The organism is Pseudomonas sp. Emmai (assembly GCF_055179735.1).
The window spans coordinates 5,557,646-5,579,145 of record NZ_CM143685.1 but is presented as its reverse complement, the minus strand read 5'-3'; the positions used below and the strand labels follow the sequence as shown (position 1 = coordinate 5,579,145).

The 21,500-nt window shown below is 59.8% G+C and carries 20 protein-coding genes; 12 read left to right on the top strand and 8 right to left on the bottom strand.

Going from position 1 to position 21,500, the window contains the following annotated elements; all coding sequences use genetic code 11:
- Positions 1–18: 18 nt before the first annotated feature.
- The 4 genes from ACY4LX_RS25615 to flgA form a co-directional block, all read right to left on the bottom strand.
- Entirely contained in the window at positions 19–765 is a 747-nt protein-coding gene (locus ACY4LX_RS25615) for a flagellar brake protein (RefSeq protein WP_149662261.1), read from the bottom strand.
- A gap of 90 nt (positions 766–855) precedes the next feature.
- On the bottom strand, positions 856–1,323 hold the full coding sequence (locus ACY4LX_RS25610; protein ID WP_463258218.1) for a flagella synthesis protein FlgN: 468 nt from the start codon (positions 1,321–1,323) through the stop codon (positions 856–858).
- Between the two features lie 49 nt (positions 1,324–1,372).
- Positions 1,373–1,699 carry a flagellar biosynthesis anti-sigma factor FlgM gene (flgM, locus tag ACY4LX_RS25605; protein WP_123407131.1) on the bottom strand — a complete coding sequence of 109 codons (327 nt, stop codon included), beginning with the start codon at positions 1,697–1,699 and terminating at the stop codon, positions 1,373–1,375.
- Positions 1,700–1,849: 150 nt separating this feature from the next.
- A complete protein-coding gene (gene flgA / locus ACY4LX_RS25600) occupies positions 1,850–2,611 on the bottom strand; it encodes a flagellar basal body P-ring formation chaperone FlgA (RefSeq protein ID WP_463260646.1) in 762 nt (253 codons plus the stop codon).
- 85 nt (positions 2,612–2,696) lie between these two features.
- On the opposite strand from flgA, the gene ACY4LX_RS25595 reads away from it, so the two are divergent.
- The 6 genes from ACY4LX_RS25595 to flgE all read left to right on the top strand — a co-directional run bounded on the left by ACY4LX_RS25595 (position 2,697) and on the right by flgE (position 7,821).
- A complete protein-coding gene (locus ACY4LX_RS25595; protein ID WP_123516618.1) occupies positions 2,697–3,629 on the top strand; it encodes a chemotaxis protein CheV in 933 nt (310 codons plus the stop codon).
- Between the two features lie 46 nt (positions 3,630–3,675).
- On the top strand, positions 3,676–4,503 hold the full coding sequence (cheR, locus tag ACY4LX_RS25590; protein ID WP_133840423.1) for a protein-glutamate O-methyltransferase CheR: 828 nt from the start codon (positions 3,676–3,678) through the stop codon (positions 4,501–4,503).
- Between the two features lie 347 nt (positions 4,504–4,850).
- Entirely contained in the window at positions 4,851–5,258 is a 408-nt protein-coding gene (gene flgB / locus ACY4LX_RS25585; protein ID WP_133840424.1) for a flagellar basal body rod protein FlgB, read from the top strand.
- 3 nt (positions 5,259–5,261) lie between these two features.
- Positions 5,262–5,705, top strand: a complete 444-nt coding sequence (flgC, locus tag ACY4LX_RS25580; RefSeq protein WP_074879168.1) for a flagellar basal body rod protein FlgC — start codon at positions 5,262–5,264, stop codon at positions 5,703–5,705.
- Positions 5,706–5,720: 15 nt separating this feature from the next.
- On the top strand, positions 5,721–6,449 hold the full coding sequence (flgD, locus tag ACY4LX_RS25575) for a flagellar hook assembly protein FlgD (RefSeq protein WP_463258217.1): 729 nt from the start codon (positions 5,721–5,723) through the stop codon (positions 6,447–6,449).
- A 31-nt stretch (positions 6,450–6,480) separates the two neighbouring features.
- Entirely contained in the window at positions 6,481–7,821 is a 1,341-nt protein-coding gene (gene flgE / locus ACY4LX_RS25570) for a flagellar hook protein FlgE (protein ID WP_463258216.1), read from the top strand.
- A 291-nt stretch (positions 7,822–8,112) separates the two neighbouring features.
- On the opposite strand, the gene ACY4LX_RS25565 is transcribed toward flgE, so the two are convergent.
- Positions 8,113–11,007, bottom strand: coding sequence for a ribonucleoside-diphosphate reductase subunit alpha (locus ACY4LX_RS25565; protein WP_463258215.1), 2,895 nt, complete (start codon positions 11,005–11,007; stop codon positions 8,113–8,115).
- Between the two features lie 733 nt (positions 11,008–11,740).
- On the opposite strand from ACY4LX_RS25565, the gene ACY4LX_RS25560 reads away from it, so the two are divergent.
- Positions 11,741–12,454 (top strand): response regulator, encoded by a 714-nt coding sequence (locus ACY4LX_RS25560; protein ID WP_149662085.1) that lies wholly within the window; start codon positions 11,741–11,743, stop codon positions 12,452–12,454.
- Positions 12,451–14,061 (top strand): ATP-binding protein, encoded by a 1,611-nt coding sequence (locus tag ACY4LX_RS25555; RefSeq protein WP_149662086.1) that lies wholly within the window; start codon positions 12,451–12,453, stop codon positions 14,059–14,061. The genes ACY4LX_RS25560 and ACY4LX_RS25555 overlap by 4 nt, the downstream gene beginning before the upstream one ends.
- 55 nt (positions 14,062–14,116) lie before the next feature.
- Here ACY4LX_RS25555 and ACY4LX_RS25550 read toward each other — a convergent pair whose 3' ends face one another.
- Both ACY4LX_RS25550 and ACY4LX_RS25545 read right to left on the bottom strand, forming a co-directional pair.
- Entirely contained in the window at positions 14,117–14,842 is a 726-nt protein-coding gene (locus tag ACY4LX_RS25550; RefSeq protein ID WP_463258214.1) for a 4'-phosphopantetheinyl transferase family protein, read from the bottom strand.
- A gap of 83 nt (positions 14,843–14,925) precedes the next feature.
- Entirely contained in the window at positions 14,926–15,717 is a 792-nt protein-coding gene (locus ACY4LX_RS25545) for a dienelactone hydrolase family protein (protein ID WP_463258213.1), read from the bottom strand.
- A 146-nt stretch (positions 15,718–15,863) separates the two neighbouring features.
- On the opposite strand from ACY4LX_RS25545, the gene ACY4LX_RS25540 reads away from it, so the two are divergent.
- From ACY4LX_RS25540 to ACY4LX_RS25530, 3 genes are all read left to right on the top strand, one after another.
- Entirely contained in the window at positions 15,864–16,466 is a 603-nt protein-coding gene (locus ACY4LX_RS25540; protein ID WP_463258212.1) for a hypothetical protein, read from the top strand.
- A 120-nt stretch (positions 16,467–16,586) separates the two neighbouring features.
- Positions 16,587–17,264, top strand: a complete 678-nt coding sequence (locus ACY4LX_RS25535; protein WP_033055248.1) for a response regulator — start codon at positions 16,587–16,589, stop codon at positions 17,262–17,264.
- Positions 17,261–18,607, top strand: a complete 1,347-nt coding sequence (locus tag ACY4LX_RS25530; protein ID WP_463258211.1) for an ATP-binding protein — start codon at positions 17,261–17,263, stop codon at positions 18,605–18,607. Before ACY4LX_RS25535 ends, ACY4LX_RS25530 begins: the two co-directional genes overlap by 4 nt.
- Positions 18,608–18,726: 119 nt before the next feature.
- Here the strand turns inward: ACY4LX_RS25530 and ACY4LX_RS25525 are convergent, their stop codons facing one another.
- Positions 18,727–19,725, bottom strand: a complete 999-nt coding sequence (locus ACY4LX_RS25525) for an AraC family transcriptional regulator (RefSeq protein ID WP_149662091.1) — start codon at positions 19,723–19,725, stop codon at positions 18,727–18,729.
- Positions 19,726–20,065: 340 nt separating this feature from the next.
- On the opposite strand from ACY4LX_RS25525, the gene ACY4LX_RS25520 reads away from it, so the two are divergent.
- Positions 20,066–21,400 (top strand): dicarboxylate/amino acid:cation symporter, encoded by a 1,335-nt coding sequence (locus ACY4LX_RS25520; RefSeq protein ID WP_463258210.1) that lies wholly within the window; start codon positions 20,066–20,068, stop codon positions 21,398–21,400.
- Positions 21,401–21,500: the final 100 nt, after the last annotated feature.

Sequence of the window (21,500 nt, the reverse complement as noted above, 5' to 3'; positions counted from 1 at the left end):
TTTATTGACGCGGCGTGGTCACATGTCGTCTTTGTCGAAGCGCCGGGCTTCGCGTTGCAGCTGGTAGACGAAGCGCTCGACCTGCCGTTGCACCAGGCCGCTCATGTTGTGAAAGCGCACGCCGGCGAAGGTGGTGGAGATTCTTTCTTCGAAGTGCAGGTAACGCAGTTCAACCGGGGCGGTCATGCTGCCAAAGGGCAGGGCAGCGACGAACCGGTCGTAGACCTGGCCCAGTTGCAGGCTGGAGGTGATATCGCCTTCGAAGCGCAGCTTGCAGCCGGTGGCGGAGATGTCCAGCAACTTGCCGTTGATTGGTGACTTGAGCTTTTCGCCACCCAGTTCGACGTTGACCAACTGTGCCAGCTTCAATGCGGCGCGGAAGGCGTTGCGACGTTGGTGGTAAACCACTTCGGACGGCAGCGCGCCACGGTAGCAGCGGCCACCGCCGGACTCGTCGATGGTCAGCGGACCGTTGCTGTCCCAGGCAATGCGTACACCGTCATGAAAGCCTTCGACCTTGAACGGTTCACCGGCCAGCAGGAAGCGTTCACCATCGCGGGGGATCATTTCATCCAGCGCCATCATGTTGCTGTCACGGTCGATGTCCACCAGATAGCTCTGGAAGCGCTGGCTGCGCTCATGGAACGTGATGATCAGCGGATCATGGCTGTCTTGCAGCTGGCGCAGGTTGCCGGAGATTTCCAGGGGTGTGGTGAGCACCTTGGGTGGTTGCGGAGCGTCTTCCGCGCTTGAGGCATTGAACACGGTTCATCAATCTCCAGACAAAATATGACTACTGGCGGGCATTCTGCCAGTATGTTTCGCGTCTTGATAGGGCGTGCTCATGGACGGGGGTCAGGCCTGACTGAGCGGACGTGGCTTTGCCATCTTCGCGGTTGCGCCGCGTGCATCATAGAGCGCTGGAGGTTCGCCACCGGTGAGGATTTTCAGCTGATTGGCCGTGGCGGCCTGTTGCATCAGGATCGACTGGCCATTCTTGGCGTTGGCCGCCTGGCATTGAGCCAGAAGATCGGTCAGTACATCGCCCTGCGCCAGCAACTCATCGCCGATGCTGGAATGGCTGGCAAGTTGCTCCAGGCCACTGCGATCGGTGGGCAGGCTGAGGCTGGCGAGGATTTCGCTGCGCTTGCGGCCATGCTGTTCGAGCAAAATGATCAATGCCTGTTTCTGCGCCAGAATCTCTTCGAGCAGTGGCATGTCGCGACCGTGCAAGGCGAGGGACTCGGTTTGCAGTAACTCCAGCAAGCGTTGCGCTGGAGCAAAGTCGTCGGTGATCAGTTGCAGTAGATTAGTGTCGTGCATGGCTGGCCTTGGGTTTTAAGCGTCCAAAAGCCTGGCGCAGGCGGTGGGCCTAGCGCTGGGCTTCGAAGTTGAGCAGTTTGCTGGCTACACGGCTGCTGTCGACTTTATAGCTGCCATCGGCAATCGCTGCTTTCAACTCGGCCACACGGGCGTTGTCGACGGCAGGCTGATCGCGCAGCTTGTCAGTGACCTTCTGCAACTGTTGAGCCTCATTGCTGAGATGTACCGATTCCCCGCTTTTGACGGTACTGGCCTGTTCGGCCGGGGTATTCAGCGGCGCGGATTTGCCGGCGTCGGCGGTTTCCTTGGCAACGCTGGTACGTGTACTGCCCGTAAGTGACGAGGAGCTGTTCAAACGGCTGAAATCAATGACCATGATAAAAAAACCTCTGGGTATTTGGACGCTTGCCATGTTTTCGGCAATACCTGCGAAAACTTTAGGCTCATTTGTGCAATGAGCTGCATGCGCCAGCGCTGCATGGGCACAGTTTAGGTAACCACCTGCCAGAGCGCCATAGCTTGACCTCTACATGGGCACTTCCACTTGGCCCGGCGCGGTGACTTGCGCCTTGATGACCCGCATGGAGTTGAGGTTTTTGACCCGTATTTGCTCGGCCAGGCCGCCATTGGACAGCGCTTCACCCGGCATCCGCACACTGAGCGTACCACTGCGGGCGGTAATCACCACCTGGTCGCCCTTGCGCACCACTTCAGCCTGTTCCAGATGGACCAGGGTAATGACCTGATCGCCGACCGTTGGTCGGGTAAGTTTTTGCCCGATGGCCTGGTCAACCGAGGTGAAATAGCCCTGGTTGATCAGGCTGATGTCCCGCTCGCGCATAGCAACGTCGCCGGGTTCGATAATCCCGGCGCGCTTGAGGGGGCGGGTGGTGATCACAACGTCCCGAAACAGGCGCACTTGAGCGGGTACGAACACGGTCCACGGGGAACTACCCTCACAGCGAACCTTGACCGTGACCCGGCCAATCGGGGTCGCCGGGCTCTCCAGTGTGGCTGTCAATTCCTTGTCGCACATGGGCATGCGCAGGCGTGGATCGAGCTGCTTGACCTCGATTTCGTAGCGGCCTTCCGTTTGACTGGTGGCCAGATAGTCTTCTACGGTGAATTCAAGAAAGCCCTGAGTCACGCCGATAAGCATATCAGGCAAGGTAACCGCGTCAGCAACGGCAGGGCTGCCAACAGGAAATAAGCAAACGGCCGACACCACGCACAGCAAATTGCGGTAGGTTGATGTCAGGCGTCGGAAAAATGTCGTTTGTTCGTTCATACGGGTTAAAAAGCAAGCGCCGTGCCGTTTAGTGATGAATGTGCGTCGCAACACAACTTAGCGTTGTTGGTGTAGGAGTCTGGGCATGGCTGGTGTAATGGATTCGGTAAACCAGCGCACGCAACTGGTAGGGCAGAATCGCCTGGAGCTGTTGTTGTTCCGTCTCGACGGTCAGCAGCTGTATGGCATCAACGTGTTCAAGGTTCGTGAGGTGCTGCAATGCCCCAAACTGACCTTGATGCCCAAGTCCAGTCCCGTCGTGTGCGGTGTGGCAAATATTCGTGGGGCGACCATTCCGATCCTGGACCTGGCGATGGCCACTGGTTCCGGTCGGTTGCTCGACCAAAGCAATCCCTTCGTGATCATCACGGAGTACAACACCAAGACCCAGGGTTTCCTGGTCCGTTCGGTAGAGCGCATCGTCAACATGAACTGGGAGGAGATTCATCCGCCACCCAAGGGCACTGGACGCGATCATTACCTCACGGCTGTGACTCGGGTCGACAATCAGTTAGTCGAAATCATCGACGTCGAGAAGATCCTGGCGGAAGTGGCGCCGACACCGGAAGCGATCTCGGTGGGTGTGGTCGATGTCGAAACCCAGCACAAGGCGTTGTCCTTGCGGGTGTTGACGGTCGATGACTCGTCGGTGGCGCGCAAGCAGGTCTCGCGTTGCCTGCAAACGGTCGGCGTCGAAGTGGTGGCGTTGAACGACGGTCGACAGGCGCTGGATTACCTGCGCAAGCTGGTCGATGAGGGCAAGAAGCCGGAAGAAGAGTTCCTGATGATGATTTCCGACATCGAGATGCCGGAGATGGACGGGTACACCCTGACGGCCGAGATCCGCAGCGACCCTCGCATGCAAAAGCTTCATATCATCCTGCATACTTCGTTGTCGGGTGTGTTCAATCAGGCGATGGTCAAGAAAGTCGGTGCTGATGACTTCCTTGCCAAATTCCGTCCTGATGACCTGGCATCCCGGGTAGTCGACCGGATCAAAGCAGCAGATATCAGCTAGGGGCCTTCTGCCCCTGGCGGTCAACACGATTTAAGAGGCGGTATCTTTGTCTACAGGTAATTTGGATTTCGAACAGTTCCGGGTCTTCCTGGAGAAAGCCTGTGGCATTTTGCTCGGTGAAAACAAGCAGTACCTGGTTTCGAGCCGTCTCAACAAACTGATGGAACAGCAGGGCATCAAATCCCTGGGTGAGCTGGTCCAGCGCATCCAGACCCAGCCGCGCAGTGGTTTGCGCGAAATGGTGGTGGATGCCATGACGACCAACGAGACCCTGTGGTTTCGTGACACCTATCCGTTTGAAGTCTTGAAGAACAAGGTGCTGCCCGAAGCCATCAAGGCGGCTCCCGGCCAACGCCTGCGGATCTGGTCGGCGGCGTGTTCGTCGGGTCAGGAACCGTATTCGCTGTCGATGTCGATCGACGAGTTCGAGCGGACCAACATGGGCCAGTTGAAGATGGGGGCGCAGATCGTTGCCACCGATTTGTCCGGCACCATGTTGACCAACTGCAAGACCGGCGAGTACGACAGCCTGGCGATCGGCCGCGGTCTGTCGCCCGAACGCCTGCAGCGTTTCTTCGACCCGAAAGGGCCGGGCCGCTGGGCGATCAAGGCGCCGATCAAGAGCCGGGTGGAGTTTCGCTCGTTCAACCTGCTGGACAGCTACGCGGCCCTGGGCAAGTTCGACATCGTGTTCTGCCGCAACGTGCTGATCTACTTTTCCGCCGAGGTGAAGAAGGACATCCTGTTGCGCATCCACAGCACGTTGAAGCCGGGCGGTTATCTGTTTCTTGGCGCTTCTGAAGCGTTGAACGGTTTGCCGGATCATTACCAGATGGTCCAGTGCAGCCCGGGGATCATTTACCAGGCGAAGTGATGCAAAAGCAGCGCGCATAAAAACGGAGCCCTCAGGGGCTCCTTTTTTATGCGTGCTGCTTTTGCATGACGTAGGAGCGAGGCTTGCCCGTGAAGGCGATGTGCCAGACAGCATCATCATTGACTGACCCAACGCTTTCGCGGGCAAGCCTCGCTCCTGCAATTGAATCGGTGTTGGCCGTGGGAAAGCGGCAGAAAAGCGGCAGGCGGCGGAAACCCGTTGCCGCTTTTCTGGCATTGCCGCTTTGCCGATGCCCGCAAAGCCCCGGTTTACGGGGTTTTTTGAATTGGCACGCCGCTTGCTATGTTCAAGTTACGAAAAATCAGGTCACCCGAAGGTTTCCCGACATGAGCATCAGCTTCGATAAAGCGCTCGGTATCCACGAACAAGCCCTGGGCTTCCGCGCCCAGCGTGCTGAAGTCCTGGCCAACAACATCGCTAACGCCGACACCCCGAACTACAAGGCTCGGGATCTGGACTTCTCCAAAGTGCTTGCCGCACAGAACGAGAAAACCAAGAGCGGTTCTTTCGCCTTGAACATGACCAACAGCCGTCATATCGAAGCGCAAGGCCTGGGCAATGGCGACGAGTCGCTGTTGTATCGCACGCCGATGCAACCGTCGATCGACCAGAACACCGTGGACGCGCAACTGGAACAGTCGAACTACGCGGAAAACGCGGTCGGCTTCCAGGCCAGCTTCACCCTGCTCAACAGCAAATTCAAAGGGCTGGTTTCAGCCCTGCGTGGAGAGTAAGTCATGTCCCTCGCCAGTGTTTTCAACATCGCCGGTAGCGGCATGAGTGCCCAGACGACTCGTCTGAACACCGTCGCTTCGAACATCGCCAACGCCGAAACCGTCTCGTCGAGCATCGACCAGACCTACCGCGCCCGTCACCCGGTGTTCGCCACCATGTTCCAGGGCGGCCAGAGCGGCGGCAGCGATTCGCTGTTCCAGAACCAGGACGCCGCCGGCCAAGGCGTGCAAGTGCTGGGCGTGGTCGAAGACCAGAGCAACCTTGACGCGCGCTACGAGCCGAACCATCCGGCTGCCGACGCCAAGGGCTACGTCTACTACCCGAACGTCAACGTCGTCGAAGAAATGGCCGACATGATTTCCGCGAGCCGTTCGTTCCAGACCAATGCCGAAATGATGAACACCGCCAAAACCATGATGCAGAAGGTCCTGACCCTCGGTCAGTGATAAGGGGCGACTCAGATGAGTGTTACCGATTCCACCAGCGGCCTGAGCATTAACGACATTCTGGCGAACTCGTCGGTCAAGACCAGCAACTCCACGGCGGGCGGCATTGCTTCGGCGACCAACAGCGCCACCGGTAGCCAGACGCTGGGCAAAGATGCGTTCCTGCAATTGCTGGTGACCCAACTCAAAAACCAGAACCCGCTGGATCCGCAGGACAACAGTGCGTTCGTGGCGCAGTTGGCGCAGTTCAGCAGCCTGGAAGGCATCACCACGCTGAACGACACGGTCAGCTCGATTGCCGGCAACTACAACTCTTCGCAGGCATTGCAGGCTTCCTCCCTGGTGGGCCGTTCCGTGATCGTGCAGACCAACAATATCCAGATCGATGATCCGACCAAGCCTGTCAACGGCTCGGTGAACCTGACCTCGTCGATCGCCAGCGGCACCGTGACCATTGCCGACAAAGACGGCAAGACCGTCAGAACCATCGACCTGGGCTCCCGAGCCGTCGGCAACTCCAGCTTCACATGGGATGGCAAGGATTCGAGCGGCACTGCCGTTCCGGTCGGCGCCTACACCATCAAGGCCAGTACGCCGATCGACGGCAAGGCGACGGACCTGGCGGTGTACCTGCCGGCGACCGTCAACAGTGTGACCCTCAGCCAGACGGGCGGCGAGCTGATGCTCAACCTCGCAGGCCTGGGCCCGGTTGCCCTGTCCAAAGTTCAAACCATTGGTATATAGAGCCGACTAACACGGCACAAAGGAGTGGAATATGTCTTTCAATATCGGCCTTAGCGGTCTCTATGCAGCCAACAAACAACTGGATGTGACCGGTAACAACATCGCCAACGTGGCGACCACCGGTTTCAAATCCTCTCGCGCAGAGTTTGAAGACGTCTACTCGGCGACCAAGCTCGGCAGCGGCACCAAGGTGGTTGGCAGCGGCGTGCGCCTGTCCAACGTTTCCCAGCAGTTCACCCAGGGTGACGTCAACAACACGGGCAACGTGCTGGACATGGGCATCAACGGCTCGGGTTTCTTCACCCTGAGCAATAGCGGTTCGTTGTCGTACACCCGTAACGGTACGTTCAAGGTCGACAAGGACGGTTTCATCACCAACAGCGACCAGACGTCCCGCCTGCAAGGCTATGGCGTGGATGCCAACGGCAAGATCATTAACGGCGTGTTGACTGACCTGAAACTCGACACCTCGAACCTGGCACCGAAGACCACGACGGTGGTGACTTCGTCGATTAACTTGAACTCGACGTCCTTGCCGGTCGATAACACAGCGGCCACGGGGGTTCCATTCGACCCGACCAAATCGGCATCTTTCACCAAGCAGTTCACCACCCCGATCTATGACAGTCAGGGCAACATGCACCCGATGGATCAGTACGTGGTGAAAACCGGTGCCAATACCTGGAAGGTCTACACCCTGGTGGACGGTCGTAACCCGGATGCGACGGGCAGTGATCCAACCGACCCTGCTACCCCGCCGATCGCCTCGACGCTGACATTCGACACCAATGGCAATTTGCTGCAGGTGAGCACGCCGCCGGTCCCGCCGGCTACGCTCCCGACTATCAGCAGTGACCTGAAAATGACAGGCTGGGTGCCAGGCACCGTGACCAACGGCACCTGGACGGCCAACGGCGCCGGTGCCAACCCGGCTGGCATTACCATTTCCATGGGCAAGACCACCCAGTACAACGCGGACACCTCGCGCACGATTCCGACCCAGGATGGTTACGCTACCGGCCAGATCACCAACCTGACCATCGACGGCACCGGCACCTTGTTCGCCAACTTCAGCAACAACCAGAACAAGGCCATCGGCCAGGTTGCGCTGGCCAGCTTCACCAACGAACAAGGCTTGCAGGCGGTCGGCGGCACCAGCTGGAAAGAGACCTTCGCCTCGGGTATCCCGGGCTACGACGCTCCGGAAACCGGCACCCTGGGCTCGATCCAGTCCAACTCCCTGGAAGAGTCCAACGTCAACCTGACCAACGAACTGGTCAACCTGATCAAGGCGCAAAGCAACTACCAGGCGAACGCCAAGACCATCTCCACCCAGAGCACCATCATGCAGACCATCATTCAGATGACCTGATGCTGGAACGCGCGGCATAAAGAACCCCTCGCAAGAGGGGTTTTTTTATGCCCGGGGTTTTTGTCCGGGCGCGGATTCTGTGGTGATCGGGCAGGCCTCTTCGCGGGCAGCCTCGCTCCTACAGGTTTTGTGTCGATCACGTGGACGACGTAGAGCCTGTAGGAGCGAGGCTTGCCCGCGAAGGCGTCAGACCAGACAACCCTTTGCGCCAGACAAAAGAAAACCCCCGACAATCCAGAGGACTGATCGGGGGTTTCAGGTAAGGCGCCTTGCAGCGCCTACCGGCTCAGCTTATTGGCAAGCTTCGCAATCCGGCTCGTCGATGGCGCAAGCCTTCGGCACTGGAGCAGGACCGGCCGGAGCGGCCAGGACCGAATCTTCACCGTGGTTGCCGCCGCTGGAAACAGCGTTCAGCTTGCCGGTGTTGATGGTCGACTTCTCGGTGCTGGTCGCGGCCAGGGCACGGAGGTAGTAAGTGGTTTTCAGACCACGGTACCAGGCCATGCGGTAGGTCACGTCCAGCTTCTTGCCCGATGCGCCGGCGATGTACAGGTTCAGGGACTGAGCCTGGTCGATCCACTTCTGACGACGGCTGGCCGCGTCAACGATCCACTTGGTGTCCACTTCGAACGCGGTGGCGTAGAGCTCTTTGAGTTCTTGCGGGATGCGTTCGATCTGCTGCACTGAACCGTCGTAGTACTTCAGGTCGTTGATCATGACCGAGTCCCACAGACCGCGAGCCTTCAGGTCGCGAACCAGGTACGGGTTGATCACGGTGAATTCGCCCGACAGGTTCGATTTCACGTAGAGGTTCTGGTAGGTCGGTTCGATCGACTGCGACACGCCAGTGATGTTGGCGATGGTCGCGGTCGGCGCGATGGCCATGATGTTGGAGTTACGAATGCCTTTCTGCACGCGGGCACGAACCGGTGCCCAATCCAGGGATTCGTTCAGGTCAACGTCGATGTACTTCTGGCCACGTTGCTCGATCAGGATCTGTTGCGAATCCAGCGGCAGGATGCCTTTGGACCACAGCGAACCCTGGAACGTCTCGTAGGCGCCGCGCTCGTCGGCCAGGTCGCAGGAAGCCTGGATCGCGTAGTAGCTGACCGCTTCCATGGACTTGTCGGCGAACTCGACAGCCGCATCGGAACCGTACGGAATGTGCTGCAGGTACAGCGCATCCTGGAAGCCCATGATGCCCAGGCCAACCGGACGGTGCTTGAAGTTGGAGTTCTTCGCTTGTGGCACCGAGTAGTAGTTGATGTCGATAACGTTATCGAGCATGCGAACGGCGGTGTTCACGGTGCGTTCCAGCTTGGCGGTGTCCAGCTTGCCGTTGGTGATGTGGTTCGGCAGGTTGATCGAGCCCAGGTTGCAAACGGCGATCTCGTCCTTGTTGGTGTTCAAGGTGATCTCGGTGCACAGGTTCGAGCTGTGGACCACGCCCACGTGCTGCTGCGGGCTGCGCAGGTTGCACGGGTCTTTGAAGGTCAGCCATGGGTGGCCGGTTTCAAACAGCATGGACAGCATTTTGCGCCACAGGTCTTTGGCCTGGATGGTCTTGAACAGCTTGATCTTGCCCGGGTACTGGGACAGGGCTTCGTAGTACTCGTAACGCTCTTCGAAGGCCTTGCCGGTCAGGTCGTGCAGATCCGGAACTTCGGAAGGCGAGAACAGGGTCCACGGACCGTCATCGAAGACGCGCTTCATGAACAGGTCAGGGATCCAGTTGGCAGTGTTCATGTCGTGGGTACGACGACGATCATCACCGGTGTTCTTGCGCAGTTCGATGAACTCTTCGATGTCCATGTGCCAGGTTTCCAGGTAGGCACACACAGCGCCTTTGCGCTTGCCACCCTGGTTAACGGCAACGGCGGTGTCGTTCACCACTTTCAGGAACGGAACCACGCCCTGGGATTTGCCGTTGGTGCCCTTGATGTACGAACCCAAGGCACGAACCGGCGTCCAGTCGTTGCCCAGGCCGCCCGCAAATTTCGACAACATGGCGTTGTCGTGGATCGCGTGATAGATGCCCGACAGGTCATCCGGCACGGTGGTCAGGTAGCAGCTCGACAGCTGTGGACGCAAAGTACCGGCGTTGAACAGGGTCGGGGTCGAGGACATGTAGTCGAAGGACGACAACAGGTTGTAGAACTCGATCGCACGGTCTTCCTTGTTCTTCTCTTCGATCGCCAGGCCCATGGCCACACGCATGAAGAAGATCTGCGGCAGTTCGAAGCGGATACCGTCCTTGTGGATGAAGTAACGGTCGTACAGGGTTTGCAGGCCCAGGTACGTGAACTGCTGATCGCGCTCGTGGTTGATGGCCTTGCCGAGTTTTTCCAGGTCAAAGGTGGCCAGGATCGGGTTCAGCAATTCGAATTCAATACCCTTGGCGATGTACGAAGGCAGGGCCTTGGCGTACAGGTCGACCATTTCGTGGTGAGTCGCGCTTTCGGCAACTTCCAGGAAGCTCAGGCCTTCGGCACGCAGGGTGTCCATCAGCAGGCGGGCGGTCACGAACGAGTAGTTCGGCTCACGCTCAACCAGGGTACGGGCGGTCATCACCAGGGCGGTGTTGACGTCGGTCAGGGCCACGCCGTCGTACAGGTTCTTCAGGGTTTCGCGCTGGATCAGGTCGCCGTCGACTTCTTCCAGGCCTTCGCACGCTTCGGTGACGATGGTGTTCAGGCGACCCATGTCCAGAGGTGCAAAGGTGCCATCGGCGCGGGTGATGCGGATCGATGGGTGAGCGTTGACCGCTTCCTCGATCGGTGCGTGGGCGGCGCGTTCTTTCGAACGACCGTCACGGTAGATCACGTAGTCGCGAGCCACTTTCTGCTCGCCGGCACGCATCAGGGCCAGTTCGACCTGGTCCTGGATTTCTTCGATGTGGATGGTGCCGCCCGAAGGCATGCGACGCTTGAAGGTCGCGGTGACTTGTTCGGTCAGGCGGGCAACGGTGTCGTGGATTCGCGACGAGGCGGCAGCGGTGCCGCCCTCAACTGCGAGAAACGCTTTGGTGATGGCGACGGTGATCTTGTCATCGGTGTAAGGAACGACAGTGCCGTTACGCTTGATCACGCGCAGTTGGCCAGGCGCGGTGGCGGACAGGTCCGAAGACGAATCAGCAGCCTGCGGCAAGGTGCCCTGCGGGTTCTCGCGAGTTGTGTCGGTTTGCATGGGGGGTTGTCTCCACATTCTCTATGTTTGTTTGGGCACCATCACGGTGCCCACCGTTCTGTCCTGAAGCACTACAACCGACGGGTGTCGGGCATAACGACTTCAGGGCAGTAGGAAAAAGGCTGATGACGCAGCTTCCTTGCCGAAGTCTTGGCTGCGAGCCTGGGCTCGAAACCGGATTCCTTTCTGGGTGCCAGTTATGACTGCAACACCCGTACCGTTCTGGCCGCTCTGGCCTGAAAAAACGGTGCCATCCACTTGTGTGGTTTGGTCTTTGAAAATCTCGCTTGGTTCAACCGTAAACAGGCAATAAAGCGCTTGAGTTCCGGGTCTGAAATGTGGTTGGGCTTTTAAGCAAAAACCCTACATGTAGGGTTTTTTTAGCGCCGGGGTACAAGATAGTGCGTTTCGGGGAGTGTTGCAACGTACTACCTGTGGATAAACCTGTGCGTAAATTGTGGGTGAAAGGTGGAACGAGCGTGTAAGCCGCGACGCTGCTGGATCGAGCCGTTTTTCAACGATTTTCAATGATTGAAAACAGCCATTTGGATTTTTAAGGGCGCGAACCCTATCACAAAATCCGCGGTTGTCCGAACGCATTTGCCGACTTGTTTTCTCGGCGGGTGGCGTTTATACAATCGGCCGGTATACACGCATTCTTATCCTCCCCAATCATTACAAAAAGACGGGCGGATCCTTCCTTATTAGTGTTGTTGGCAAGCAGAGGTCACCCGTGGAGCAAGAAGCCTGGCAGGTATTGATTGTCGAGGACGACCAGCGTCTGGCCGAACTGACCCGCGATTACCTGGAAGCCAATGGCCTGCGCGTATCGATCGAAGGCAACGGCGCCCTGGCCGCGGCGCGGATCATCAAGGAACAACCGGACCTGGTGATTCTCGACCTGATGCTGCCCGGTGAAGACGGCCTGAGCATTTGCCGCAAGGTGCGCGACAAGTACGACGGCCCGATCCTGATGCTCACCGCCCGCACCGACGACACCGATCAGATCCTCGGCCTGGACCTGGGCGCCGACGACTACGTGTGCAAACCGGTGCGCCCGCGCTTGCTGCTGGCGCGTATCCAGGCGTTGCTGCGCCGCAGCGAAGCGCCGGAAGTGGCCCCGGAAAAACTCCGGCGTCTGCAATTCGGCCCGCTGGTGGTGGACAACGCGCTACGCGAAGCCTGGCTCAACGACAACGGCATCGAACTGACCAGCGCCGAGTTCGACCTGCTGTGGCTGCTGGTGGCCAACGCCGGGCGCATCCTGTCCCGGGAAGAAATCTTCACCGCCCTGCGCGGCATCGGCTATGACGGCCAGGACCGTTCCATCGACGTGCGCATCTCGCGCATTCGCCCGAAAATCGGCGACGACCCGGAGCATCCACGTCTGATCAAGACCGTGCGTAGCAAAGGTTATCTGTTCGTACCGGAAGCCTGCACGCTGTGAACTCGATCTTCCTGCGCATCTACGGCGGCATGTGTGCGGCGCTGATCCTGGTGGCGGTGCTTGGCGTGCTGGCGCTGCACCTGCTCAACCAGGTGCGCAGCGAGCAGTACCGCGAACGCTTGGCCCATGGCACGTTCTCGCTGATGGCCGACAACCTGCAACCGATGAACGAGACCGAACGTCACCGTGCATTACTGGTGTGGGAGCGCCTGCTGGGCATCCCGCTGGCGTTGCAAACCTTCTCCCAGACCGACCTCGACCTGACCCAGCGCACCCGCGTGCTGCGCGGCCAGGCACTGGTCGAACAGACCGGCCCGCATGCGGCGAAGGTTTATCGCTTGGTCAGCGACAAGGAACAACTGGTGCTCACCGGCGAAGTGCAGCAGATCAGTGAGCAACTGGCCCGGGCGACCATTTACCTGTTGGCCGACGAACTGGTGCGCTACCCGGTCGCCGAGCAACCCGAGCGTCTGGCGCAATTGAAGGAAGACAAAGGCTTTGGTTTTGACTTGCGACTGGTCAAGGTCGAACAGGCGGACATGGACGAGGACCAGAGTCGTCGGGTGTCCGAAGGCGACACGGTGATGGCGCTGGGCAAGGGCGGCGATTCGATCCGGGTGTTTGCCGGGATGGTCGGCACGCCGTGGGTGCTGGAGATTGGCCCGTTGTTCCAGATGAACCCGTATCCGCCGGAGTGGCTGGTGCTGATCGCCGCGCTGGGCCTGACCCTGATCGGTCTGATCGTGTACCTGTTGGTGCGGCAACTGGAGCGCCGTTTGCGCGGTCTCGAAGCCGCCGCCACGCGCATCGCCAAGGGCAGTCTGGAAACCCGTGTCCCGGCGCGCGGTGCGGATTCGGTCGGGCGCCTGGCCTCGGCGTTCAATGGCATGGCCGAACACTTGCAGCAGTTGCTGGCGATCCAGCGCGAACTGGTGCGCGCCGTGTCCCACGAACTGCGCACCCCGGTGGCGCGCCTGCGGTTTGGCCTGGAGATGATCGGCTCGGCCACCACGCCCCAGGCCCTGGAAAAATACCGCGAAGGCATGGACCACGACATCGAGGACCTCGACAAACTGGTGGACGAGATGCTGACTTACGCGCGGCTGGAGCAGGGCTCGCCGGCGCTGAATTTCCAGCGGGTCGATCTGGACGCACTGGTCAATCAGGTGATCGAAGAATTGGCGCCGCTGCGCGCGCAAGTTACGGTGCAGCGCGGGTTGTGCCTGTCCGCCGCCGATTGCGACGCAGCCTGGGTCGAAGCCGAACCGCGCTATTTGCACCGTGCTCTGCAAAACCTGGTCAGCAACGCCATGCGCCACGCGCAGTCGCGGGTGACCGTCAGTTATCAAGTGGGCCAGTTGCGCTGTCGGGTGGACGTCGAGGATGACGGGCCGGGCGTGCCGGAAACCGCCTGGGAGAAAATCTTCACGCCGTTCCTGCGCCTCGATGACAGCCGCACCCGCGCGTCCGGCGGGCATGGCCTCGGCCTGTCGATTGTGCGGCGCATCGTCCATTGGCATGGCGGGCGGGCGCTGATCAGCAAGAGCAAAAGCCTGGGTGGGGCGTGTTTCAGTTTGAGTTGGCCTCGCAATCAGGAGAAGCGGTGAGGCATGTGGTGGCCACACTGCCCCGTAGGAGCAAGGCTTGCCCGCGATGGCGTCCTCAAGCCTTGATACTGACCAAACTCAACAACTGCCCATCCCGCACCCCAAACTGCGCCTCCAATTCCGTCCCGTGACGCCACTCACTGGACAAATCAGTGAGCAACCGCAACCGCACCTGACCCGCCGCCGTCCATTCCAGCACTTCGGCATGTTCGAAATAAAAACGCTTCTGCACGATCGGATACAGCGCTTTGAACAGACTTTCCTTCACCGAAAAGGTCAGGGTCACCAGCATCGCCAGTTGATCTTTCGTACCAGCGGCCATGCGCTGCAACTCCGGCGGCGTGAGGATTTCCCCGGCCAGGCGTTCGGCCCGTTCGACGTTGAGCAGGTTTTCCAGGTCCATGCCCAGGCCGCGCCAGTGCGCCTTGTTCGCGACAATCGCTGCGGCCCGGCCGGTGCTGTGGGTGATCGAGCCGGTGATGTGCGCCGGCCATACCGGCGCGCGGTCTTCGCCGATTTCCGGGACAAAACTCAGCCCTTCCAATTGTTGCAACGCCGCCCGGGCGCAGACGCGTCCGGCGAGAAACTCCGCCTGACGCTTGGCCACCGACCGCTGAATACTCGCTGGCGGCGCGATGGCACTGCGCTGGAAATCATCACTGGCCAGTTGCGAGGTGTCGAAGTGCGTGCTCAGCAAGACCGTATCGGGCAGCACGAACGGCAGCGGCCAATGGGCATCGAGTGGGGTGCAGCAGGCGGGTAGGGCGGGGGTCGAGGTCATGGCGGGCATTTTGCCGGGTTGGGTTGACGGTGGGTAGCCCTACGGCGATCGTTCCCACGCTCTGCGTGGGAACGATCAGGGTGTTAGCCAAATATTTTCTTGAAGAAGGCTTTCATGTCCGCCCACGAACTCTCATCCGCCGCTTTGTTGTAGCCAATATCCGGCCCCCCGTGATCGCCATGGCTCAACCGGTCCGCATCCGGATTGGTGAACCCATGCTTGGCCTGCGCCAGACTGACGAACTTGTAGTCAGCCCCAGCCTTGTCCATCTCAGCCTTGAACGCCGCCACGTTGTCCGCAGTGATCATGCTGTCCTTGGCACCATGCTCAACCAGAATCTTCGCCTTCACGCTGCCCGGTGTTGCCGGCGTATTGGTCGCCAGTGCGCCGTGGAAACTCACCACACCTTTCAACGGCAGACCCTGACGCGCAGCATTCAATACCACGCCACCACCGAAGCAATAACCGATGGCCGCGAGTTTGTTCGGGTCGGTCTGTGGCTGTTTTTTCAACAAATCGAGCCCGGCCTGGAAGCGGGCGCTGGCCACCGCGCTGTCCTTCAACGCCTCTTGCATGAAGGCCATGGCGTCCTTCGGATGCTCGGTGTTCTTCCCGCCGCCGTACATGTCGATGGCCAGTGCGCTGTAACCCAACCCGGCCAGATCCCGGGCCCGGCGCTTGGCGTAATCGTTGAGCCCCCAGAACTCATGCACCACCACCACGCCTGGGCGCGGACCTTTGATGGCGTCGTCATAGGCGTAGTAGCCAATCATTTTCGTGCCGTCGGTGCTCTGGTACGGGATTTCTTCGGTCTTGATCGCCGCCTGGGTCAACCCGCTCAAGGCCAGCAAGACGAGGGCAAGAAACATGCGCATGGTCGGATCTCCTATTAAGACAGTGATCAAAACAGCCTAGTCGATTTGATTCAGCTCAGGTTCAGAGTGCGTTCAGGGGGAGTTCAGGGCCGGGTGAGTAACCTTGCCCCGTACCCAAAAAGCGATAACGCATAAGGAAATTTCCTATGACTGGATTGAAAAAACTGCTGCTGGCTTTCACTGTTTTCGGCGCCAGTGCGGCGGCCAACGCCACCGACGGCAACTTCGCCGGCCTGACCCTCGGCCAGACCAGCGATAAGGTCAATAAATCCCACGCCCTGAACGACAACCTCAACAGCCCGAACGCCGATGGCGTGATCGGCAAAGACACCACCTGGGGTGTGCGTCTGGGCCAGCAAAACACCCAGGGCCGTTACTACGCCACTTACGACAACGTGTCGGGCTCGCACAATGGCATTAAACTGCGCCAGGAAAACCTGCTGGGCAGCTACGATCTGTTCTACCCGGTAGGCGGCAGCACCCAACTGTTTGGCGGCGCCACCGCCGGTATCACCAAGATGACCCAGGAGTCCCCGGGCTTCAGCCGCGACAGCGACATCGGCTACGCCCTCGGTGGCCAGGTCGGTGTGTTGCAGCAAGTTTCCCAGAACACCTCGGTCGAGCTGGGTTACCGTTACCTGCGCTCCAATGCCAGCACCGAAATGAGCGAACGCGGTGGTAGCAAACAAGGGTCGCTGGCCTTGAACAGCAGCGCCCAGACGTACCTGTCTGCCAACTACGCTTTCTAATAAGCGGTTCGTGACAGACCTGCGCCGGGTCACCCAAAACGGGTGATCCGGCGTTGCCATGTTGACCATTGAGGCATGTGCGCGTGCCTCTGGAGAGGTTGTTTTGCCCGGGAGAGCGTTATGAAACTGCTGGTCGTCGAAGATGAAGCGCTGTTGCGCCATCACCTGCAAACCCGCCTGACGGATAGCGGCCACGTGGTCGAGTCCGTGGCCAATGCCGAAGAGGCGTTGTACCAGACCGAACAGTTCAACCATGACCTGGCGGTGATCGACCTCGGCCTGCCGGGCATGGGAGGACTGGACCTGATCCGTCAGCTGCGTTCCCGGGGCAAGACCTTTCCGATCCTGATCCTCACCGCCCGTGGCAACTGGCAGGACAAGGTTGAAGGCCTGGCCGCCGGGGCCGACGACTACGTGGTCAAGCCGTTCCAGTTCGAAGAGCTGGACGCCCGGCTCAATGCCTTGTTGCGTCGCTCCAGCGGTTTCACCCAATCGACCATCGTTGCCGGGCCCTTGCTGCTGGACCTCAATCGCAAGCAGGCGTCCCTCGACGAACAGCCGCTGGCGCTGACCGCTTACGAGTACCGGATCCTGGAATACCTGATGCGCCATCACCAGCAAGTGGTGGCCAAGGACCGCTTGATGGAACAGCTCTACCCGGACGACGACGAGCGCGATCCGAATGTGATCGAAGTGCTGGTCGGCCGCTTGCGCCGCAAACTCGAAGGCCCGTCCGGGTTCAAGCCGATCGATACCGTGCGTGGCCTCGGCTACCTGTTCAATGAGCGCTGCACTTGATTCGTTCCCTTCGCGTCCGCCTGATGCTCGCCGCCACACTGTTGGCGGTGTTGTTCATGCTGGCGTTGTTGCCGGCGATGCAGGGCGCGTTCAGCCTGGCGTTGCAGGATTCCATCGAGCAACGCCTGGCCTCGGACGTCACTACGCTGATCTCCGCCGCCCGGGTGGAAAACAACCGCTTGCAGATGCCGTTGCAGTTGCCCGATGAGCGTTTCAACCTCACCGACAGCCGCTTGCTCGGCTACATCTACGACCGCGAAGGGCGTCTGGTCTGGCGCTCGAAGGCCACCCAGGAAGAGAACATCAACTACAAGCCGCGCTATGACGGACGCGGTAACGAATTTGCGCGGATCCGTGAAACCAGCGGCCAGGAATTCTTCGTCTACGACGTCGAGGTCAAGTTGCTCGGCGGCAAAAGCGCGGCGTTCAGCATCGTCGCCCTGCAACCGGTGCGCGAGTACGAAGTTACCGTTGAAGGCCTGCGGGAAAACCTCTACCTCGGCTTCGGCGCCGCATTGCTGGTGCTGCTGGCGTTGCTCTGGATAGGACTGACCTGGGGCTTGCAGGCGTTGCGTCGCTTGAGCCAGGAGCTGGACGAAATCGAAAGTGGCACCCGCCAAAGCCTCAGCGAAGAACACCCCCGGGAACTGCTGCGCCTGACCGGCTCCCTCAACCGCTTGTTGCACAGCGAGCGCGAGCAACGCAGCCGTTATCGTGATTCCCTCGACGACCTGGCCCACAGCCTGAAAACCCCGTTGACCGTGTTGCAGAGCGTCAGCGAGGACATGGCCCAGCGCCCGGCGGACCGTGATCAGGCCTGGGTCCTGCAATCGCAGATTGAACGCATGAGCCAGCAGATCAGCTACCAATTGCAACGCGCCAGCCTGCGCAAAAGCGGCCTGGTGCGCCATCAAGTGCGCCTGCGCCCGGTGCTGCAAAGCCTCTGCGATACGCTGGACAAGGTCTACCGCGACAAGCGCGTGCGGGTGGCTTTCGATTTGCCGGAACAGTGTTACGTGCCGATCGAGCAGGGTGCCTTGCTGGAAATGATGGGCAACTTGCTGGAAAACGCCTACCGACTGTGCCTCGGCGAAGTGCGCATCAGCGTGCGCGAGACGTTGAGCGGGATTGAATTGTGCGTGGAAGACGACGGACCGGGCGTACCGCCGGACCAGCGCGCGCGGATCCTGCAACGGGGCGAACGCCTGGATCGCCAGCATCCGGGGCAGGGGATCGGGTTGGCGGTGGTCAAGGACATTATCGAGAGCTACAGCGCCCAGTTGACCCTCGGGGATTCGGCGTTGGGCGGGGCGGCGTTCCGGATTCATTTCCCGGTGATGTAATGATCGTTCCCACGCGACCCGTGGGAATGCCTCAACGGACGCTCCGCGTTCGGCTCTTTGGGACACAGAGCGTCCCGGGCTGCATTCCCACGCAGAGCGTGGGAACGATCGGCGTGCGCTCAATTCTCTTGGGCGCGATAAGCCCCCGGCGTTAACCCGGTCCACTTCTTGAACGCCCGATGAAACGCCGAAGGCTCGGAAAACCCCAATTGCTCGGCAATCTGTTGCAACGACAGATCCGCCCGCCCCAGGTGATAAATCGCGATGTCCCGGCGCAGTTGATCCTTCAATTCCTGAAAACTGCTGCCTTCTTCCCGCAAGTGCCGGCGCAAGGTCTGCGGGCTGATGTGCAGGTGCGCGGCGACGGCTTCCAGGTCCGGCCAGCGTGAACTGTCGCGGCTGAGCAAGCGGCGCAACTGGCTGCTCAAACTGTCGCCGTCGTCCGGGCGCGACAGCAGGTCGGCGGGGGAGCGTTCGAGGAAATGCTTGAGGGTTCGTTCGTCCTGCAACAGCGGCATGTTCAGGTAGCGGCTGTGAAACACCAGGCTGCTTTGCTGCGTTGAGAACTCCAAATGGCAGGGAAACAGCAAATCGTATTCGGCCCCATGTTCGGGTTTCGGGTAGCTGAACGTCGCTTGCTCCAGGCGAATGCGCTGGCCAATCAGCCAACTGCCCAGGCGATGCCAGATCACCAGCAGGCTTTCCGTGAGGAAGTGGTCCGGGTCCCACACCTGCGAATCGTCGAGGCTCAGGCGGATCATGTCGTCTTCGCGGCTCAGGGTCAGGCGCGGAGCCTCCGGGAATAGGCTATAAAACAATAAGCCGCGCTGCAGTGCCTTATCGAGGTTGCGGCAGTGGATCAGGGCATGGCACATCATGGCGAAACTGCCGGGTTTGCTCGGTGCCGGCCCGAATCCCAGGTATTCGTCGTCCAGCGCCTGCCACAGGCTCTGGATAAGCCGGGTGAACTGCTCCGGCGCGAGGCGTGCCCGCGGCTCGTCGAGCAACTCAGGGCTGATCCCCAGTTGTAACAACAAGCCGGAATAATCCAGGCCGCGTCGGCGTGCACCGCCGAGGGCGGCACGGGCGAAATGACTGGCGATGGTGCGTTCGCGCATAGCAGGGCAGGTCCGTCCATTAAGCGGCCGATGGTAGCGGCAGGGCTTGCCGAGGAACAAGGCGGATATCCGCCAAATTGTAGGACGAGGTTTGTAGGAATGGCGGGAATCCGCCACATTGCTGTAACTGACTGGTGACGAAGAAAACCCGGCAGCCCTTGATGTCAAAAGGCTTGCAGGGATTTTGGCGAAGGTGGCACGGGCTTTGCGATACAACCGGCAGATGCTGGCCGTTGCGCAGCTCGACAAAACAAATCCCTCCAGTGCAGGAGGGTTCGCAAATGAAGTGTCTTGGGCAACAGATGGATGTTGTCACGGGGCACTCTTGAGGAACTTTGCAATGACGACTCGTCAGCCACTGTACAAATCCCTGTATTTCCAGGTGATCGTTGCCATCATCATCGGCATTCTGATCGGTCACTTCTATCCGCAGACCGGTGTGGCCCTCAAGCCGCTGGGTGACGGGTTCATCAAACTGATCAAAATGATCATCGCCCCGATCATCTTCTGCACCGTCGTCAGCGGTATCGCTGGCATGCAGAGCATGAAATCGGTGGGCAAGACCGGCGGCTACGCGCTGCTCTACTTCGAAATCGTTTCGACCATCGCATTGCTGGTCGGTCTGGTGGTGGTCAACATCATCCAGCCGGGTGCCGGCATGCACATCGACGTGACCACGCTGGATGCCTCCAAAGTCGCGCAATACGTCGCCGCCGGTGCTGATCAAAGCGTCGTTGGCTTCCTGCTGAACGTGATCCCGAACACCATCTTCGGCGCCTTCGCCACCGGCGATATCCTGCAAGTGCTGATGTTCTCGGTCATCTTCGGTTTCGCCCTGCATCGCCTGGGTGCCTACGGCAAGCCGATCCTGGACTTCATCGATCGTTTTGCCCACGTGATGTTCAACATCATCAACATGATCATGAAGCTCGCGCCAGTCGGTGCCTTCGGTGCCATGGCCTTCACCATCGGTGCCTACGGTGTGGGTTCGCTGGTGCAACTGGGTCAGTTGATGGCGTGCTTCTACATCACGTGCCTGCTGTTCGTGCTGGTAGTGCTGGGCAGTATCGCTCGCGCCCACGGCTTCAGCGTGCTGAAAGTGATTCGCTACATCCGTGAAGAACTGCTGATCGTGCTGGGTACTTCTTCTTCGGAATCGGTACTGCCACGCATGCTGATCAAAATGGAGCGTCTGGGCGCGAAGAAATCTGTCGTGGGCCTGGTGATTCCGACCGGTTACTCGTTCAACCTCGACGGTACCGCGATCTACCTGACCATGGCGGCCGTGTTCATCGCTCAGGCGACCGACACCCACATGGACATCACGCACCAGATCACACTGCTGGTGGTGTTGCTGCTGTCCTCCAAAGGCGCGGCTGGCGTGACCGGTTCGGGCTTCATCGTCCTGGCCGCCACCCTGTCGGCGGTTGGCCACTTGCCGGTTGCCGGTCTGGCGCTGATCCTCGGCATCGACCGCTTCATGTCCGAAGCCCGCGCCCTGACTAACCTGGTGGGTAACGCGGTTGCCACCCTGGTTGTGGCCAAGTGGGTCAAGGAGCTGGACACCGATGTGATGCACGCCGAGCTGGCTTCTGGCGGTCGCGGCATCTCCGACGAACGCGCAGAAGACGACCTGGGTGTGGCCGAAGGCCCAACCCCAAGCAACGTCAAGTAAGCCTCGCTGCAAGGAAAAACCCGCTTCGGCGGGTTTTTTCATGCCTGGGGTTTGAGCGTAACCGTCACCGTTGCTGGCACATCGGGTGATTGCCGCAATG

Coding starts and splice junctions, on each gene's coding strand:
- ACY4LX_RS25610 (WP_463258218.1), bottom strand. CDS start 1,323: ATGCACGACACTAATCTACTGCAACTGATCACCGACGACTTTGCTCCA.
- flgM (WP_123407131.1), bottom strand. CDS start 1,699: ATGGTCATTGATTTCAGCCGTTTGAACAGCTCCTCGTCACTTACGGGC.
- flgA (WP_463260646.1), bottom strand. CDS start 2,611: ATGAACGAACAAACGACATTTTTCCGACGCCTGACATCAACCTACCGC.
- ACY4LX_RS25595 (WP_123516618.1), top strand. CDS start 2,697: ATGGCTGGTGTAATGGATTCGGTAAACCAGCGCACGCAACTGGTAGGG.
- flgB (WP_133840424.1), top strand. CDS start 4,851: ATGAGCATCAGCTTCGATAAAGCGCTCGGTATCCACGAACAAGCCCTG.
- flgC (WP_074879168.1), top strand. CDS start 5,262: ATGTCCCTCGCCAGTGTTTTCAACATCGCCGGTAGCGGCATGAGTGCC.
- flgD (WP_463258217.1), top strand. CDS start 5,721: ATGAGTGTTACCGATTCCACCAGCGGCCTGAGCATTAACGACATTCTG.
- flgE (WP_463258216.1), top strand. CDS start 6,481: ATGTCTTTCAATATCGGCCTTAGCGGTCTCTATGCAGCCAACAAACAA.
- ACY4LX_RS25565 (WP_463258215.1), bottom strand. CDS start 11,007: ATGCAAACCGACACAACTCGCGAGAACCCGCAGGGCACCTTGCCGCAG.
- ACY4LX_RS25550 (WP_463258214.1), bottom strand. CDS start 14,842: ATGACCTCGACCCCCGCCCTACCCGCCTGCTGCACCCCACTCGATGCC.
- ACY4LX_RS25545 (WP_463258213.1), bottom strand. CDS start 15,717: ATGCGCATGTTTCTTGCCCTCGTCTTGCTGGCCTTGAGCGGGTTGACC.
- ACY4LX_RS25540 (WP_463258212.1), top strand. CDS start 15,864: ATGACTGGATTGAAAAAACTGCTGCTGGCTTTCACTGTTTTCGGCGCC.
- ACY4LX_RS25535 (WP_033055248.1), top strand. CDS start 16,587: ATGAAACTGCTGGTCGTCGAAGATGAAGCGCTGTTGCGCCATCACCTG.
- ACY4LX_RS25525 (WP_149662091.1), bottom strand. CDS start 19,725: ATGCGCGAACGCACCATCGCCAGTCATTTCGCCCGTGCCGCCCTCGGC.
- ACY4LX_RS25520 (WP_463258210.1), top strand. CDS start 20,066: ATGACGACTCGTCAGCCACTGTACAAATCCCTGTATTTCCAGGTGATC.